Source organism: Pedobacter superstes (assembly GCF_037622515.1).
GTDB classification, from domain to species: domain Bacteria; phylum Bacteroidota; class Bacteroidia; order Sphingobacteriales; family Sphingobacteriaceae; genus Paradesertivirga; species Paradesertivirga superstes.
In genome coordinates, this window is sequence record NZ_JBBJCN010000002.1 from 293837 (window position 1) to 313108 (window position 19272).

General features: G+C 40.5%; 13 protein-coding genes. 4 read left to right on the top strand and 9 right to left on the bottom strand.

The features are described from left to right. Nucleotides 1–28 precede the first annotated feature (28 nt). The 6 genes from WG906_RS06595 to WG906_RS06620 all read right to left on the bottom strand — a co-directional run bounded on the left by WG906_RS06595 (nt 29) and on the right by WG906_RS06620 (nt 12494). On the bottom strand, nt 29–1684 hold the full coding sequence (locus tag WG906_RS06595) for an amidohydrolase (RefSeq protein WP_339991757.1): 1656 nt from the start codon (nt 1682–1684) through the stop codon (nt 29–31). A gap of 75 nt (nt 1685–1759) precedes the next feature. Then, entirely contained in the window at nt 1760–3409 is a 1650-nt protein-coding gene (locus WG906_RS06600; protein ID WP_339991758.1) for an amidohydrolase, read from the bottom strand. A 126-nt stretch (nt 3410–3535) separates the two neighbouring features. After that, nucleotides 3536–6076 carry a zinc-dependent metalloprotease gene (locus WG906_RS06605; protein ID WP_339991759.1) on the bottom strand — a complete coding sequence of 847 codons (2541 nt, stop codon included), beginning with the start codon at nt 6074–6076 and terminating at the stop codon, nt 3536–3538. 89 nt (nt 6077–6165) lie between these two features. Beyond that, the gene (locus WG906_RS06610; RefSeq protein ID WP_339991760.1) at nt 6166–7641 is read right to left on the bottom strand and encodes a RagB/SusD family nutrient uptake outer membrane protein; all 1476 of its coding nucleotides are present in this window, start codon (nt 7639–7641) and stop codon (nt 6166–6168) included. Nucleotides 7642–7658: 17 nt separating this feature from the next. Continuing rightward, nucleotides 7659–11081 (bottom strand): TonB-dependent receptor, encoded by a 3423-nt coding sequence (locus WG906_RS06615; protein WP_339991762.1) that lies wholly within the window; start codon nt 11079–11081, stop codon nt 7659–7661. A 258-nt stretch (nt 11082–11339) separates the two neighbouring features. Beyond that, the gene (locus WG906_RS06620; protein WP_339991763.1) at nt 11340–12494 is read right to left on the bottom strand and encodes a FecR family protein; all 1155 of its coding nucleotides are present in this window, start codon (nt 12492–12494) and stop codon (nt 11340–11342) included. Nucleotides 12495–12782: 288 nt separating this feature from the next. On the opposite strand from WG906_RS06620, the gene WG906_RS06625 reads away from it, so the two are divergent. Next, nucleotides 12783–13418, top strand: a complete 636-nt coding sequence (locus WG906_RS06625; RefSeq protein ID WP_339991764.1) for an RNA polymerase sigma factor — start codon at nt 12783–12785, stop codon at nt 13416–13418. Between the two features lie 220 nt (nt 13419–13638). Further along, entirely contained in the window at nt 13639–13914 is a 276-nt protein-coding gene (locus tag WG906_RS06630) for a nuclear transport factor 2 family protein (RefSeq protein ID WP_339992257.1), read from the top strand. Nucleotides 13915–13934: 20 nt separating this feature from the next. On the opposite strand, the gene WG906_RS06635 is transcribed toward WG906_RS06630, so the two are convergent. After that, nucleotides 13935–14336, bottom strand: coding sequence for a hypothetical protein (locus WG906_RS06635; protein WP_339991765.1), 402 nt, complete (start codon nt 14334–14336; stop codon nt 13935–13937). A gap of 140 nt (nt 14337–14476) precedes the next feature. On the opposite strand from WG906_RS06635, the gene WG906_RS06640 reads away from it, so the two are divergent. Next, a complete protein-coding gene (locus tag WG906_RS06640; RefSeq protein ID WP_339991766.1) occupies nt 14477–15184 on the top strand; it encodes a DNA alkylation repair protein in 708 nt (235 codons plus the stop codon). Between the two features lie 95 nt (nt 15185–15279). Here the strand turns inward: WG906_RS06640 and WG906_RS06645 are convergent, their stop codons facing one another. Then, nucleotides 15280–17199, bottom strand: a complete 1920-nt coding sequence (locus tag WG906_RS06645) for a beta-N-acetylhexosaminidase (RefSeq protein WP_339991767.1) — start codon at nt 17197–17199, stop codon at nt 15280–15282. Nucleotides 17200–17521: 322 nt separating this feature from the next. Here WG906_RS06645 and WG906_RS06650 point away from each other — a divergent pair, with 322 nt between their 5' ends. Continuing rightward, nucleotides 17522–18202 carry a type 1 glutamine amidotransferase domain-containing protein gene (locus tag WG906_RS06650; RefSeq protein WP_339991768.1) on the top strand — a complete coding sequence of 227 codons (681 nt, stop codon included), beginning with the start codon at nt 17522–17524 and terminating at the stop codon, nt 18200–18202. Nucleotides 18203–18626: 424 nt separating this feature from the next. Here WG906_RS06650 and WG906_RS06655 read toward each other — a convergent pair whose 3' ends face one another. Beyond that, nucleotides 18627–19178, bottom strand: coding sequence for a hypothetical protein (locus WG906_RS06655; protein WP_339991769.1), 552 nt, complete (start codon nt 19176–19178; stop codon nt 18627–18629). Between the last annotated feature and the right edge of the window lie 94 nt (nt 19179–19272).

The window sequence follows — 19272 nt, forward strand, 5'->3', positions numbered from 1 at the left end:
AACCATTATTGTACTTTTTCAATTCGCGCTATTCACCAAGGCTGCTTGTTGGTGAACTATCTGTACGAAGAGTAGGGTATTTGATTCCCAACTGCTCCAGATAAGTTTTATACTTAGCAGGGTTGTAATAGAACTTTTTCATTTCTGGTCTGAACTCCTCCATGATTTTTTTATTGAGTGCTATGGCAGGTTTATCAGTTTTTGAAACCAATGGAATGTATTTGGTATCCTTAGTTTGAACCTCTGTAAAATAAGCTTTGGCACCTTTGAGAATTTCCGGATTGGTAAACATGTCCAGAAGAGTCATAGCTTGTGCTTTTGCTCCTGCGGTTACTCCTTTATGAGCAATTGGGGTGGCCATTGCTATAGCATTTGCCCAATGATGACCAGGCAGGCCGGGAATGTTGGCCGGAAAGCGTAATGTTATAGTGGGCACGTTCCATGATACATCAGCTATATCATCTGAACCACCGCCGCCAGATGATAAAGTAGTAGTAGGTACACTTAAAACACTTATTGCTTTGCTTAACCCTGTTTCTGCAGAACCCATTTCCTTTTGTATTCCTTTGGCAAGTTTCTGATCATCTTCGCTCCAGGCCGGTAGTCCCACTTCTTTGATATTCTCGGTCATTACTTCGGCCAATGTCTTATTGAAATGGCCGGGCCAGGCACTTCCCAGTACTTCGTAAGTCATTTTTGTATCGGTCATTTTCGCAGCGGCTTCGGCTATTTTAATACCATCCTTGTACATCTGCATAATTTTCGGATAAGACCGTTCTCTGAAATAATACCAAACTGAGGCTTTAGAAGGCACTACGTTCGGCTGATCACCGCCATCGACAATTACATAATGAGATCGTTGGGTAGTTTCCATATGTTCACGGTGATAATTCCAACCAGTGTTCATCATTTCAACGGCATCCAATGCGGATCTGCCTTTCCATGGCCCACCAGCGGCATGGGATGCTTCACCTTCAAAATCAAATTTCACCGAAATCATTCCATTTCCTCCACCATCGCCGTAGCTGGTACCCAAATTATTCCCTACATGGGTAAAGATGCAGGCGTCAACATCTTTGAAATAACCATCACGGACATAATAAGCTTTAGTTCCCAGTTGCTCTTCAGCAACACCGGGCCAGAGAATTAAGGTGCCGGATATTTTTTCACGCTCCATTATTTTTTTCAAAGCAAGCGCAGCTGTTATATTAAGAGGAACGCCGGCATTATGACCTTCTCCATGGCCGGGCGCACCATCAATAATCGGGGAGTGATAAGCGACACCTGGCTTCTGCGAAGCTTTGGGAATACAGTCTATATCACTGCCCACTGCGATATAGGGTCTTCCCGACCCCCATTTCGCTGTCCACGCGGTTGGAATACCAGCTATGCCCATTTCTATCGCAAAGCCATTATTCTTTAATATTCCGGTCAGGTATTTTGATGTCTCAACCTCCTGAAAACCAAGCTCTCCAAAACTGAAGACCATATCTACCATTTCCTGAGTAGATTTCTGTTGTTTATCAATAGTTGTCATTAATTCAGTTTTCAGAGCATCCAACTTCGCAGCTGATATTGTTTGAGCAGAAACCGAAACAGGACTTAGTGCCGCCAGGCCTAATGCGCATGTTGTTCCAAATGAGCATAAAAACCCTTTGAAAATTGAACCCATTTTTGTTTTCATTAGAACTATTTTTTTGTGATGAATGGACTTGATTATTGTCTAGCTTTTCCTTCCCAACGGCAAGTTGACCGCTTCTTATTCTCCGACCTGTGTAGAAGAAGTTCTGATAGTTGGATACTTTATTCCGAGCTGCTCCAGGTAAGTTTTATATTTAGCAGGGTTATAATAAAACTGCTTCATCTGAGGTCTGAACTCATCCATAATCTTTTTATTAAGATGAACAGCGGGCTTATCAGTGGCTGAAAGAAGCGATTTATACTTAATATCCTTTGTTTGAACCTCGTTGAAATAAGTCCAGGCTTCTTTAATGATTTCCGGTTTAACGAATAAGTCAAGTAATGTCATCGCTTGCGACTTAGCTCCGGCAGTTACTCCTTTATGTGCAATCGGAGTTGCCATGGCAACAGCATTGGCCCAATGATGTCCTGGAGTACCGGGAATATTGGCGGGATAGCTCAATGTTATAGTCGGCAGATTCCAGGAAACATCCGCAATATCATCCGAACCACCGCCACCTGCCGCCTGGGCAATAGGAACCGGAACCCTCAGCGAACTTGCTATTGTAGTGCTTAAGCCTCTTTCTTCAGAACCCATTTCTTTTTGCAATGCTTTCGCCAATGTTTGATCATCGTCTGACCATTTAGGGATACCTACTTGTTTAATATTTTCGAACATGGTTTCTGCAAGGGTTTTGTTCATATTACGCGGCCATGCGCTACCAAGTACTTTATAGCTCATTTTTGTATCAGTCATTGATGCTGCAGCTTCAGCCATTTTAATTCCATCCTGATACATTTTCATAATTTTTGGATAAGACCCTTCGCGGAAATAATACCAGACTGAGGCTTTTGAGGGCACAACATTAGGCTGATCGCCACCATCTGTAATTACATAATGAGAACGCTGGTCGGTTTCCATATGCTCACGATGCATATTCCATGAATGATTCATTAATTCTACAGCATCAAGGGCAGATCTTCCCTTCCATGGGGCTCCCGCCGCATGTGCGGCTTCACCTTCAAATGAAAATTCTACAGATACTAATCCGTTTCCGCCGCCTCCGTAACTGGTTCCTAAACCCGAACCTACATGTGTGAAGATACAGGCGTCAACATTTTTAAAATATCCATCGCGAATGAAAAAAGCCTTTGCACCAAGTTGTTCTTCGGCAACGCCGGGCCAAAGCATTATAGTTCCGGCTATTTTCTCGCGTTCCATGATTTTCTTCAAGGCGAGTACCGCTGTAATATTTAATGGCTCACCTGAATTATGTCCTTCTCCATGCCCGGGAGCTCCTTCTATAATTGGATCATGATAGGCAACGCCTGGCTTTTGAGACGCTTTTGGAATACAATCGATATCGCTTCCGATGGCAATAAAGGGCTTGCCAGAACCCCAGGTAGCAGTCCAGGCAGTTGGCATTCCGGCAATGCCCATTTCAATTTTAAATCCGTTTTTCTTTAAAATATCTGTAAGGTATTTAGATGTTTCATACTCCTGAAAGCCCAACTCGCCGAAACTAAAAACCATATCCACCATCTCCTGAGTCATTTTTTGCTGCTTATCAATTTCTGTGACCAATTCAGCTTTCAAAGCGTCAAGTTTTGCTGCAGAAATAGCCTGGGCAGAAACATTTACCGGACTTAACAGAAACAAGCTTAAGAGGCAGACTAGTCCCAATAAGGTGAATATCTGTTTAAAGTGTAACCTATGTTTTGTTGTCATTTTCTTGATTTTAATGGTGATTTTTAATAGTATAAGGCACTATTTCCCCTACCCAAAAACTTTTGGCGTTTGGTGGAATTTTCCGGGGATTAACCGGGTTTATGAACGCAGGGTATTTAAATGAGGCTAATAAACTTCATTATCGTTAAGAAAGTCCATTGCCGGCATACCAATAGGAGCTCCCGGCGGCATATCAAGCGCAGCCGGAGCTTCGAACTTATTAGGTTCGGCCCTGAAAGCTTCGATTTGTGAGAGAGCGAACATCATATTTGCTTTCTGAGCTGGCTTCGCACCTGCCATACTTGATGCCATCCATAGCTTCAATTCATCTATTTTCAGAAGCGCCTGTCCTCTTACAATTTCGGATGCACTCGAGTTTGCAGCCAGTTGCAAAAGATATTTTACGACCTGATTATTAACGGTTGTTTGCAATTCGCCTTTGTAACCGGCAGGCATCGGAGCTTTCCAGGTTCTTTCAAAAAGTTTGTCAACAATTGGCATGAATCCGGGCTGTCCGCTGTCTCTGGAACTATATTCAATCAATCTTGCTGCGCGTTCAGAGTTTAACAAATAAGATATGGTAGTGCTCGCCGCTGTTTCCGCTGCTGCAATCGGGTCAAACGTCGGACCGGTATATCCAGTAAAGGTCTCTACAGATGCAGGAAACCCAGATGGCCGTGGAGGAATTTTTGAAATTAAAGCATCCGGTAAAGCAAGTGCTTCAGGGCTTATTGTACTCATTAAAGATTCAAAAGCCTTCCATTGCTGTGCCGGGGCTACCATTCTAGTTGGCACTTGTCCGTCATTTTTAACAGCATGGGTAAAATACAGGCCTCCCACAGACTTGGCGACAGCTTCAACCTGGTAACGATGCAACAGATAAATCGGCACCAACACTTCTTCCATAGTTGCCATTGGCATACCCTGTGGGATAGATTTTTCAGAAAACTCGTCAAGTACTTTTCTGCGTACTTTCATAATATTCGTCATCTGTTCGATAGGATCTTTACCATCTTCCCATTGATTTGATGAAGGATGCGCATTTCCACCAATATCCGGAATGTATTCAAAACCAAGTTTTAAGGTTTCGTTCATAATTTTATCCAGTTCAGCATCTTCATTCGCTCCCTTTTTAAATTCAGTATAGGCCCACATAACAGAGCGCTTATCCCAGGAACCTATTCCATCAGCGTAAGAATCAGAGATATCTACAGTACCATCCGCTTTCAGGGAAAACTTAGGGTATGGATAATCCATTACGGATGCACGGTCTTTATGGCTCGCGGCAAAATTGTGGCTAAAGCCCAGGGTATGGCCAATTTCGTGTGCCGACAATTGTCTTACACGTTTCAAAGCCATTTCTTCCATTGCCTTTGTAACAGGCTTCCCATCAATATATGGTTGAAGGAGCCCCACAGCAATCAGGTAATCCTGCCTGTGTCTGTCCGATCCTAACGTTACCACACCTTTAATGATTTCGCCCGTGCGGGGATCGATATAAGAGGCCCCCGAGGAAAAGGCGCGTGCCGGGCTGCCGGAGCGTGTAATCCAGTTTACTACATTATACCGGATATCCATTGGATCGGCACCTTCCGGAAGTTCTTTTACCTGGAATGCATTTTTAAAGCCTGCTGCTTCAAAGGCCTGGTTCCACCATGCACCTCCATCAATTAATGCCTTTTTAACCGGTTCCGGAACGCCGCGGGAGATGTAATAAACAATTGGTTTTACAGCTTCGCTGAGTTCGGCGCCAGGATTCTTTTTCTCTAATCGATGGCGTCTGATCGTTCTTTTAACCATAGACTCAGTGATAGGAGCAGAAAAGTCCATATAATTAAATTGACCGGATGCTGTTCTGGGATCGAACTTGCGCATCTTAAAACCATCTTCAGGCAATTCAACGAACGACTGGTGCAGATTAATGGTGATAGCGGAGGGATCAGGAGCAATCCCTACCCCGCCAAAGCCACGACGACCACCTCCGCCGCCACCTCCTATAAAGGTCACCATTGCTTCGAATTCAGTATTTTTCGGAAAATTCTTTGTGTTTGGCATATAGACCACAGAGCGGGTTTCGTCCAAACGGTAGGCCGGACCCGCAGGCACACCGGCTCCTCTTTGACCCGACACCTGGCTCACACCAAGCCTTGACCCAACACCCTGAGTATCACGTATAATAAATGATGTAATATCTACCAATACTTTACCGCCTTCTATTGCTACCGGCACGAAACCAAAAATAACTGAGTTGGCAAAATTGCTTTCTACAGCTTTTATCTCGTCAATATTTGAAGTTATAGCACGAAAGGTAGTAACTGGTTCAACTAACAAAACCTTTGTTCCTTCTTTTACAAATTTCGCAAGTGCTGATGAAGCCTGACCACGTTCTGGGCCCCCATTTCCTACGCCAGTGGATAAGGAACTGAAATACAGGAACTCTTTACCCAGTTTATCAATTTCCAGGAATACCTTTCCTGACTTTTCATCATAATAAAAGTCGAAATATCCTTCAAACTTTTTAAATCCCTGGGTATAGGAGGAAATTGAGGCCGCCTGACGAGACTCAGATCTGCTCTGAGAGCCTTGCCCGGCAGGGATAGTTTGCGCATAAGACAACTTGCTTAAAGCAAGTAATCCTATTAATATTTTAGAATATAATTTCATCATCGAATGGTTATATTATTTAAATACATTTAGTTGAGGCTGTATCAAAAGTCCCATATACTGAATCTATTTTCAGCTTATCGGGACAATTCTTACAATCCTTTATTGGTTGAACGTTCCGAATTTGGAATCGGGAAGACATACTCAGGCTGTGAAAGTGAGATTGCCGGTGCGTTTAATCCACCACTACCCTTCGCAGGAAAGGTTAATAAACTACGCATTATATCTCTCGCTCTGAAGCCCTCGCCTATCAGTTCTATTCTTCTTTCAATCCAGATCGTACTTACTAAAGCCTCCGGTGTCGCCACCGCCTCGGCCGGGAATATGTAAGTAGCATCCGACCGGGTTCTGACAGCTGTTAATAAAGCGATAGCTTTAGGCAGGCTACCTGTTTTGGCCGCTGCTTCAGCATAATTCAACAAAACCTCTGCATATCTGATAATCGGAACATAATCCAAATTGGGACTTACTTTTTTATACTTCGTAATAAAAGGACCGGTGGTATTTCCAATTTTAGCAGTGGTAAAATTCACCTTCCTGGCATCTGTAGCTCTCCATGAAGGATCTCCATAAATACCTGAAGGATTCAGATTATATTCAAAAGTTGAGGTATACACCGTAGCCAGACCACTTTGACCGCCAACATTATTTAATTGTGTCATTGGCATAGAGAAAACAGATTCAACCGTGGTGTAATTTTCTGAAAAAATGGTCGCGATATTCGGCTGCAACTGATGGGCAACTCCTGTTAAGGCTTTGAATGGAGAAGCATCAGAAACAATCTTCCCGGCTTCAGCGATCACCTTAGCATAATTACCCATTGAAAGATACACGCGCGTTTTTAAAGCAATAGCCGTATTTCTATGGGCTCTTGTTGTATTTAAAAGCGGGGTGGAATACGTTAAAGGCAAGGCTAATTCGGCCTCATCCAGATCTTTAAGAATCTGGGTGTATACTTCAGCCACCGTACTAAGTCCCAAATCATTATTGGCCGTTGTACTTTCTCCTTTTAACCGGAGCGGCACAGCAGGTGACGCCCCATTGTCTTTTAAATACGGCTGACCATACATTGTAGTTAAATAATGGTAACAAAGGGCCCTTACAAACTTTGCTTCGCCAATATATTGAGCTGCTAAAACAGAGTTAACAGCATTTGGGTGAGCTGCCAACCCATCGATTAGCAGATTTGCCGCATTAATTGCTGTATAGGCCGCGCCCCAGGTACTAACTGCATCTGCAGAACCCGAATTAACAGTATGGAGCCAGGCATCATAGCCAGTAAACACATTCTGGGTGCGGTTTAGAAAATCCTCCCCTCTTATGTCATTAAGCATCAGATTTCTGCCGCCTAAAAAACTGCCATTTTTTACGCCCGCGTACATTCCGTTTATCTGACCCAATACCCTTTCTGGATTGGCAAAAAGGAAATCTGCACCAAGAGATGTCTCCGGGACCGGATTTAATAGTTCCTCTTCATTACATGCAGTTAACACTAAGCTTAGAGCTAAAGCAATACATGCAATTCTGAACATATATGGTTTTGTGTATATTCTATTCGTTCTTTTCATCTTTTTGTATCTAAATGCTAAAATCCTATGTTTACTCCGAAGGTCATTGTTCTTGCTTGAGGAACGGAGTTTTTGTCTACACCAGGAGTAATGTTGCTGTTTCCATTTACAGATATCTCAGGATCTAAACCCGAATATTTAGTCATTAAAAAAGCATTTAAAACTTGAGTGTAAACCCTTACAGAAGATATTCCGGACTTTCCGAATAATTTAGCAGGCACTTTGTATCCCAGAGACACAGTTTGAAGCCTGATAAAATCTCCCTTTTCAACGTTTTCTGAGATGGGGAACGATGATCCGTTTGAAAGTAAATCACCATATACTAGCCGTGGAATGTCGGTAACCTGACCAGGTGTGGTCCATCTTTCGAATACCTCTGTGGTATTATTCCAGAAACGCTGATCACGAAATGTTCCTTTCGAACCATTCATAATGTAATTGCCGCCCGCGAATGTAAAATTCAGCCCCATATCGAAGTTCCCATATTTGAAATTATTATTAAACCCTCCGTAAAATTTAGGAAGCGCGTTTCCAGCCAGATAATAATCATCCACTCCAATAGGTGCGGCGGCGGTACCGTCTAAATAAGTCCAGCGACTGGCGCCCGGAGCAACTACCTGACTATATTGAATCTGCTCACCGGCTTTGTTGATGAATATACGCTGACCGTTAGCAGGGTTTACACCATTGGTTCTGGCACCGTACAGGCTTCCTACCGACTCACCCACACGGGTAATATTAGAAGCTTCTGCAGCTGTAGCAGTTGTCCCGATTATTTCATCTCTGGCTCCTCCAAATAATTCTGTAACCTTATTTTTATTAAAGGTGATATTGTAGTTAGTGCTATAAGTAAACTTGCCTTTATTTACGACTCTTGCATTAATTGCTACTTCAAATCCTTTATTATACATCGCCCCTACATTTTGAAGTATGGCGTTGCCCGGAATACCTTTTGAAGGAGTTTGAGGAACGTTGAGAATTAAACCGTTTACATTATTATTATAATATGTTAGTTCTAATTGGAAGCGGTCGTTTAAAAACCCTAAATCTACGCCCAGGTTTGTCTGATCGCTGGTCTCCCACCCTAAGTCGGGATTTCCACCCTGATCAAATGTCCATGTTGCGGCATCCGCATATAAACCGGAGGCGTAAAGAGCCTGCGAACCGTAGGATTCTACCAGATTTCCATTTCCAACCCTGCCCCAGCTACCGCGGAATTTTACACTGTTCATTATTTTCGCCAGGGATAAACCATCATAAAATTTTTCTTCAGAAAGAGCCCAACCTGCAGAAGCACCACCGAAATTTCCATATTTTCTTCCTGCACCTAAAGCAGAGTTTCCATCACGTCTGAAATTAATTGTAAGAAAATACTTCTTACTGTAGTCATAAGTCAGACGGGAAAAGTATGATGCAAAGGCTCTCTCACTTAAAGAATTTGCTGTCGGCGCATTTGCACCCCAGCTACCCTGGATCTCATTAAAAAACTGATCCGCGATCTGGGTACGGGTAATTCCCCATCCTGAATTGTTAAATTTTTGAACGTCATAACCTAGTAACCCGGAAAAGCTATGCTTTGCCAGAGTTTTTTGGTAAGTCAGGGTATTCGTCCAGTTCCAGTTGTCTGTTAACCTGGCACTGTTTGAAGCGCTTCCATTTGGAAAACCAGATCCACTCATAGGGTGGTTAAAACTCACATTTTCAATTTTGAGGCGGTCAATACCATAATTCATCTTATAATCAAGCCCTTTCAAAAGCTTTATACCAGCCCCGAAATTACCAATGAGCCTGTCATTGCCTGAGGTATAATAATTTAAGTCCAACATTGGCAGCGGGTTATAAAAGTTACTCTGAACTTTATTATTACTCATTCCCATGGTACTGCCATTTACATTGTATGACCCATCAGCATTCATTCCCGGTACATTTGGAGCCGTTAACCAGGCTAAACGGGCAGAACCACTTAAACCAAAAGCATTACCAGTCAGAGAACCTGTATTTGGCGATGCGTTTAAAGTGTTATTATACGTCACATTCGCCGTTAAATTTAACCAGGAGGAAAGTTTATGATCTAAGTTGAACCGAGCCCCTTTACGGGTAAATTCATTAGTTTTCAGGATACCATTCTGATCACTGTAATTTGCTGAAAAATAATACTTTGTGGTTTCAGAACCTCCGGAAACGCTTAAACTATGGTTCTGAGAAACTCCTTCCTGATATATATAATCATACCAATTCGTGTTTACCATTGAACCATCTTCATTATAGCTGGGGAAGAATAAAGCTGATGCTACTGAAGGATTATTGGCATTTCCGCCCAATATTTTAGCGTTTAATACGGCTTCATTCTTAATGTCCATAAATTGTTGGGCATTCAACATTTTCGGCAGACGAACCGCATTTGACTGACCTGCCCAGGCTTCATAGGAAACTTTTGGTTTTCCTGCTTTTCCTGCTTTAGTAGTAATCAATAACACTCCTGCTGCAGCCCTCGATCCGTAAATTGAGGTAGATGCCGCATCTTTCAGTACATCAATAGACAAAATATCTGCTGGATTTATATCTCCTAAAGGATTATTTGCTACTGTAGTATTACCAGACTGACTTCCAGTGTTAATTGGAATTCCATCTACTACAATCAGTGGATACGAACTTAAAGAGATTGAGTTTATGCCGCGGACACGAATAACCGGGGCATTATTTAGTGCTCCGTTGGGCTGACCGATACTAACTCCTGCTGCTCTGCCAGCTAATCCCTGTTCAAAACTCTGTACAGGCACATCTTTAAGTGCCTCGCCGGAAACCCGCGCTGCCGATCCGGTAAACTCCTCTTTGGTTTGAGTGCCATATCCCACAACCACAACTTCACTCAAGGCCTTTACGTCGGGCATCAGCACCACCCGCAAGCTGGTGTTTTTGCCTACAGGCATCTCTTTGGGCTTAAACCCCAGATATGAAAAAACCAGTACTGCATTTTCATCTGCGATCAGCTTAAAATCACCGTTCATATCTGTTAATGCCATTTTTGAGGTACCTTTAATTGTAACAGACACACCGGGCAGAGTTTCTCCGGTATCATCAACAACCTTTCCCACAATTGAAACAGGAGGAAGTGCAGTACCAAGTTCTGCAGTTTTGAAAAAGGTCGACTCCTTTCCTTTAACCACTATGGTCTTCTCGATTATTTTATACTTTAATGGCTGATTTTTAAAGCATGCTTCAAGCGCTTGCTCGATAGAAGCATCTTTTAACTGGATCGTTATTTTCTCAGCCCTTTTTATATCCAGTTTATCATATAAAAAAGTAAATTCTGTTTGTTTTTCAATGGATTGAAAAACATTTTCGACGAAAGCATCCTTTGCATTAAGTGTAATGTGAGACGATGTTGTCGCATGAACCTGGCTAAGTAATGTCAGCAATAAAGCAATTGTAGCTTGCATGACCAGGAAAATTTTGGATTTGAAAAGGCACGAATTGCTCAGACCTTTATGGGAAGTAATAAAATACATACATTTGTAATGTTTGGGTTAATACCTATTTGCCTTTCTGTAATCTGAATGGGTTAGCCTATATTTATCCGCAGAAGTGCTCGAACACTTTTGCGGTTTTTTTTGCCAACCATCTCTTTTAAAATTTCTGCTGTCGTTTATTCTGCATGTCTTTAAGGGTTAATTGTGAGTGATTATTTATTTATGCTGTTATTTGATAATAGTAATTCTTCTTCCATCAATCTTGAATTTAATACCCGAGAAATCAAGTATTTCCAGAAACTTTGAGAGTGCTATATTATTAGGCACCTTTCCATTAAACTGCTTTAAAGGCATTTTTCCTTCATAGGCAACTTCCAGATCATACCACCTGCCTGCCTGGCGCATTACAGTTGCTATATCAGCATCTTTAAAATAGAACATGCCATTTTTCCAGGAGGTTTCTGCCTCCAAATCCGCAGAGTTTATAATACTGATGGATTTTGCGGTTTGCGACTGTTGCCCTGGTTTTAACAATACACTTTCAGCGCCTTTGTACACTTTTACACTCCCCTCAAGCAGGGTTGTTTTAACATAACTTTCATCAGCATAGGCATTTACATTAAAATGAGTACCTAATACTTCAACTATTTGATTAGCTGACACTACCCGGAAAGGAACTTTTCGGTTTTTGGCGACTTCAAAATAAACTTCCCCGCTTATTTCTACTTTACGTTCCTTTCCGCTAAAAATAGTTGGAAAACGAATAGACGAATTAGAGTTTAACCATACCGAAGTCCCGTCGGAAAGTGTTACCCGATACCGGCCTGCCTTTGGTGTTGAAATTACATTATACTCGATCTTAGCATTTTGAGAAGCCGGAGACTGACGTACATTATATATCACCTCGCCATCTTTTCCCTGACTGATAGCTATGTTCCCTTTATTAATAAGTAATTTACTATTCGCTTTATTGAGAACAATTTGAGATCCGTCTCCCATTGTAAGCATGGCTTTATTTTCTCCGGGTTGGATATCAGTGGTGTCTTGATGACTTATCTGATTAAATCCCTGTTCATCATGTATGAAAAAATAAAGACTGAATGACAATATGATCAGCAGCAATGCAGCAATCTTAAGTAACATTCCGTAAGGCTTATCTTTCTTACTAAAGCCTATTGAATGAATCTTATTAAGCACTTGCTGAGACTTATTATAGTCTATAGTATTATCTGAATGATCGCCGGCATAATACTGTTCTAAACTTATAGCCTTTAATTCAGAAAGATCAGAGTCGTTAAGATAGTCTGACAACCATCTTCGATCATCTTCTAATAATGACTTAGCATTAAACACCCTGATTAATCTTTCTTTTTCAGTTTCCACCTTGATTGTTTTAATATAAAAACGAAAACAACAATAAAATAGGGGGTATAATCAGAATATTTTTAATGATATTTTAATATTTTTAATATTATCCTAAAAAATTAGCCATAATCTTACTAAATATTTAAAATACAGTAAAATTACATAGCAAAAAGAGGTAAAATTTATAAAAATCACGCATATCTTGAAAATATTACACCTTAAACCGAACAACATTGCCAATTTTCCATACTTTTACCGTAAAAATAACAGATAGCCAAAAGAAACATCTTAAAAACAGATATAAAGATGAGCGCAGACAGAGATTTAGTTTTAAGGATTCAGGAGAACGATACGCATGCGTTTGATACGATATATTGGAAATACCACAAGGGGCTATACAAAAATGCGTTGAAGCTCACAAAAGATGAACAGGCTGCTTCCGATATCCTCCAGGAAGTCTTTACCATATTATGGGAAAAAAGACACAGTATCAAACAGGAGCAAAGTTTGAGCGGCTGGCTATTTGTGATTAGTTTTAATCAATCTGTTAACTTCCAGCGACAAAAACTTCGTGCGCTTACTCTATGTAATACTACTGAATCTGTCAATAATTCGGAAGAAGAAGAAGATTCTGAGCTCTTCGAGTGTAAATATTTGTTAATGCAGAAAGCTGTTGAAACACTGTCTCCTCAAAAACAAAAGGTATTTACCTTATGTAAAATTCAGGGTAAAAGTTATGAGGAAACGGCTGACATTTTAAATATCTCTAAACATACCGTTAAAGAGTATTTAAGCTACTCCATGATCTCCATAAAAGAGTTTGTAAAAAAACATTCTGGTGAATGGCGGACCACGAGTTTAATTGTATTGTTTTCATTTTTAGAGGTAGGTGCGGGTGTATCTATTGATGACTCAACTATATTCTTTTTAGCGTTGTTCTAATAGATGTTTAAACATTCATTATTTAGATCTGAGAAGGAGATTGAAAATAATAAAGCTATTTCTTCTTAAGCCAAAAGAATTGGTCTGCAACAAATGCTTTTTCTTTTGTTTTATAAGGATGAGCAGGGAAAATAAAAAAAATGCTGTCGAATTTTATGATTTAATGTTTAATCAAAGCCGGCCAGAAGAAGCTGTTAACCAATAAGTTGGCGATACTTATATTCAGCACAATCCGCATGTTGAAGATGGAAAGCAAGGTTTTATTGACTATTTCAATAGAATGGCAGAAGAATACCCCGGAAAGCAGGTGGAATTTAAAAAAGTAATTGCTGAAGCAAATCTGGTTGTGCTGCATTGTTTACAACACTGGCCCGGCGAACAGGATTATGCAGGAATTGATATTTTCCGCTTTAATAATAACGGAAAAATTATTGAGCACTGGGATGTACTGCAAATTGTTCCCGAAGTTTCGAAAAACGGTAATGGCATGTTTTAATTTGGATGTGCCAGCCTGGCTTAATAACCCGAAACCCTGATAACAGCCTTAAGCCGGTCAGCCTTCCCTTTTTGAATCGCTATTAAACTTACTTTGTACCTGTCGTTATTCACATTAAATAACAATTCTTTAGAACCTATAGCATTACAAGCACCTGTGCATAATTTCAAGTCCGTGATATCGGTATTTTCAGATTTCACTTTTATGATTACCGAAGCGTAACCTTCCCAGACACAAGTTACTCCTTCCGGACATCGCGAATCATTTATCTCCGTTGCTTCGAAATTTAATTTATGTTTAGCATCAAGATGCACCAGTTCATTTTGATAAAGGTCTATATCTTTATTAAGATTACTTAAATTCTCTGTTTTACACGCTTCAACAAACAAAAATAAAATGCTGGCGATCAGAAATGATTTCATACACATTCGTTTAAAGCAATACGTATATAACGGATAATTTAATACATTGTTAATCAATACCAGGTTTATGGTCCACTAATTACTTAATATACTTAAATAATTTTAGGTCAGCATTGGCGGTATCGTTAAATTTAACACCTATGGAAAACCTTCTTAAACAAATACGGGAAGAGCTAATCAATCTTGGAGATGAATCGGTCCGGAAATCTTCACAGAAGTTTTTTAAAGAACCTATAAAAGCTTACGGAGTAAAAGTCCCGGCAATAAAATCGCTCACAAAAAGCATTCTTAAAGACCTTCAAAAAGAAAGCAAGGAAAATATTTTCAAGTTTTGTGAAGTTTTATGGGCTTCGGGTTATTTTGAAGAATCTATTATTGCCTGCGATTTGGCATATTCTCAACGTAAAAAATTTGAAAAAACTGACTTTAAAATCTTTGAAAAGTGGATTTCCTGCTGTGTGGATAACTGGGCATCCTGCGATACCTTTTGCAATAATACAGTGGGCAGCTTTTTGTTAATGTACCCGGAATATGTAAGTGATCTCAAAAAATGGGGAACAGATGAGAACCGCTGGATGAGAAGAGCTGCTTCTGTTTCATTTATAGTTCCGGCCCGAAAAGGGAAATACGTAAATGAGATTATGGAAATCGCCGAATTGCAGTTGAGCGATAAAGATGACCTTGTACAAAAGGGATATGGCTGGGCTCTGAAAGTAGCGAGTAAAACTCATGAAAATACGGTTTTTAATTTTGTAATGCAGAATAAACTCCAAATGCCCCGTACAGCTTTCAGGTATGCCATTGAGAATATGTCTGCAGAATTGAAAGCAAGAGCCATGGCTAAATAAATACCCGGCATTTTAAATCTGCATTTTAAACCAGATAAATATGAGGGCTTAATCAGGCTTCTTGAAAAAAGCTTTTTCTGCTGAACTGTGGAAATCTACTTTTTCTTCGCTCTCACCTTAAGCTCACTAATTGGCATCGTAATCATTCTTCCGATAGGTTTTTTATCACGGTAGGTAATCACCTTCAGGTAAACCGCATCTTTTGGAACAACAAGGGGTGCCGAGTACTTCGGATAATATTGATCCGGAAAAGAATTATCAAAGGTGTAATGAATATCAAGTCCGGGTATTTCTGTATTTAACTGTACAACTAAGGTATTCTCAGAACCGGCAGAAGGGAGAAAACCCGGATCATACATACTCGGAGCGTATTTTATCTCCGCGACATCCATACGTTTAAAGTGATCTTCAACTTTGCCGTAAAAATTTGTCCAGTTTTTTCTGTTTACCGGAGACCATACCGATTCGGCTATGGCCAAACCGCGCGGCCATAACATATACTCTGCATGGCGCATAGTATAAATCTGTTCTGTCCACAAATTTGCCTGCCCGCCCTTTATCAATTTACTATCAGCAATCCCTTCGCCCGGATCAAATTGATAGGCTTTATTCAAACGCAAAGAAGCATAATTTTTAGGTTCAATAGCAACATCTCCCTGCATGTAATCCAGGTAAGCATAGGTCGAAGGGCTCATCACCACTTCGTGGCCCAGCTTTGCTGCCTTTATGCCCCCTTCCACTCCACGCCAGCTCATCACGGCTGTGGATTGAGATGGGGCACCCTCTAAAATCTCATCCCATCCGATAAATTTCTTTCCTTTAGCCTGCACAATAGCTTCCACCCTACGCGTAAAATATCCCTGCACTTCTTCCATCGTTTTAAGACCTTCTTTCAGCATCAGCTCTTTAATAGCAGGATTCTTTTGCCAGAAATTATGCGGTGCCTCATCTCCTCCCATATGAATATATTCAAAGGGGAACAATGCGGCCACTTCTGTAATCACACTATCCAGGAACTCATAAACTCTTTCGTTAGCAGGGCAAAGAGTATTGTCTATCAGTGCAGTCGGAGGAGCGCCCCTCGACCAGTCCATAATAGGTTCGCCCGCCCGGACATTGTATTTTTCTACACCGGGGGTACACGACAATTCGGGGTAAGAAACCACAGTAGCAAGACTATGCCCTGGTACATCTATTTCCGGCAAAATATTCACAAAACGGTCGGAAGCGTACCTGATAATTTCCCTGATATCGTCCTGGGTATAAAATCCGCCATAATCTTTGGGTTCTGTCGCCGTGGGAGGAGAAAAAGTCCCGAACTGTCCGGTTTTGTTTACCCTCCATGCTCCTACCTCAGTAAGTTTCGGAAAACTCTTTATCTGGATTCTCCAGCCTTCATCGTCAGTTAAATGGAGATGCAGCAAATTGTACTTGTACTTCACCATATTATCGATATACTTCTTTACCTCCTCCTTGGTAAAAAAATGCCTGGATACGTCGAACAGCAATCCGCGCCAAACAAATCTTGGGTAATCTGCAATATTTACACAGGGAATGCTCCAGATGCTACTCGCATTAAGCTTCTCACTTTCGATTTCCTTTGGAAGCAATTGCAATAAGGTTTGTACACCATAAAACAAGCCCGCCGGCTGGTTGGCTTTTATCAAAACAGTTTTCGGACTTACCATTAAGCGATATCCTTCTTTTCCCAAAGCCGGATCCTCTTCCCTGTTTAATTCGAACCTGATAGCTGCATTTTCGTCTTTACTGCTAATATTTACCCTTTTTCCCGTTGCTGTACTTATTTTCTTCGTGAGCAGAGTGACTGCATTCATTACCCCTGGAGATGAGGCAGATTTGATCGTTATTGCTTCCGGCAGAATAAAAAAACCTTCATTCCTTGTCAGTTCGACCGGTTCCGGAATAATAGAAATTTTGCTTTCAGATACTTGTGCAAAAACAGTAAAATTTAACAAACAGAAAAGAAAAAATATGATAAATCGTGTAGAAGTCATTTGCGTTTATATCGGACTAAAATATGCATTTTGATAATCTGATAACTATTTATGTTGATTTTTATTACTTTTTGACAGGCCGTTTCCCTGCGGGCCGGGCTTTACGCTTATACAGCACAAGGCCTTAGGCGCATGGCCGGTATCCGCTGCAATCCCTAACGGAGAAATCCGAAGCAGGTACTGACTCTGTATTATGTTTGATATAGCTCAATCAAAACTGTTTAATTTCTTTAAAAACGAAACTCACTGAAGCTTGTTCTAAACCTGAATTGAAATTCTATTAAACTCCTCAATAAATTAACGTCTTGTAAACAATAAGAAAATGAACATTTTAATTGTACTGACTTCGCATAGCGAACTAGGAAATACAGGTAAGAAAACTGGATTTTGGATCGAAGAGTTTGCAGCTCCATATTATACATTAAAGGATGCCGGGGCAGAAATTACCCTGGCTTCACCAAAAGGGGGTCAACCTCCTATTGACCCAAAAAGCGCAGAACCCGAAAGCCAGACAGACGCGACCAGAAGGTTTGATGCTGATGAGTCATTAAAACAACTGCTCGCAAATACAAAACAACTCAGCGAAATAAACTCCGATGATTTTGACGCAGTATTTTTTCCTGGTGGACATGGTCCATTATGGGATTTAAGCAATGATCCCATCTCCATTAAACTTATTCAGGAATTTTTGGCTGCCGGGAAACCTGTAGCTGCCGTTTGCCATGCTCCGGCCGTTTTACTGAATGTGAAAAGCAGAGATGGAGAAGCTCTTGTTAATGGAAAAAATGTAACAGGCTTTACCAATACTGAGGAAGAAGCAGTACAATTAAGCAGAATTGTTCCATTCCTGTTAGAAGATGAATTAAAAAACAAAGGGGGAAACTATTCTAAAAAAGAAGATTGGGCCTCTTATGTAGTAACAGATGGATTATTAATTACAGGTCAGAATCCGGCATCATCTGAGAAGGCAGCCAAAGAGCTTTTAAGTTTACTTGAAAAATAATCATCGCTTACTTGGAGATTCCTATCGGGTGATCCCTGGTTTACAAAAGTAAAATCAAACCTTTGCTGGAAGTAAAAAAAAACCGTGCTCTGCATGTTCCCCCTGCAAATTTGGATAAAAGGCCTGGAGTTTCGTTGCATTCGCTTTTATGAAGTTTATTATAACCGGTTTGCTCCGGGCCAAAAGAATGCACTAAAATGTACAAGTATATTGCTTGTATCCTTTCTTAAAAGTTGCATTACCCAATAGTACCAGTACCTTGAAACAGGTGGGTCTGGCGATGATCAACAGCCTCATTAAAGGTGGCGATAAACAAGTTTTGGACGTAAAGGATATTAATGAATTGGGAACTAATTAAACGCCTTGATTTTCTGGCATAATTATACACTGAACCCCTTACATTCAACCTTAGATTCGTAATATGCTAGTCTGTACTATTTGTACCAATTGTATTATTAGATCTGATCCTCAGTATGTGGGTCTTTCCCTCTCGTGTAATTTGAAACGCAGCATTCCTACCATACTGAGTTAATGGCCCGCTTTCCCAAATAACGTTTTTACTTTTTTCATCATATCGATAAGTTCCTTTACCTATAGATGTTTTGCCGGCGTTAAAACTGGTATATTTTCGATTGTTCAGATCAAAATAGCCTAAAATAAGCGGAGCATTTTTTACGATCCCATAAGAAAGAATGGTATATCTTCCGTTCCGGGGCCCAGCTGTATAGTTTAACTCTTTAGCGGCTTTTATTACACGAATGTTCGATGCGGACAGATATTGATGAGACGCATAATCATCATAATCAACTTTGAAATATCCGGCATAAGTACCTGTACCAATCTCGATAATTGTGGCCTTATACCAGCCTACGTTATAGGCCTCCACTCTCTGTCCTACTTGATAATCGGCACTCTGAGAATAACAATCAAGCATCAACAATAGACTTATAAGAACAATACCATATTTTTTATACATACTAAATTTGTTTATAATTCTTGTGGTGACTTTTAATTAAAAGATTAGTTAAAGATCCTGGCTTTTTACAAGGTCGTGTATTTAAAATCGATTA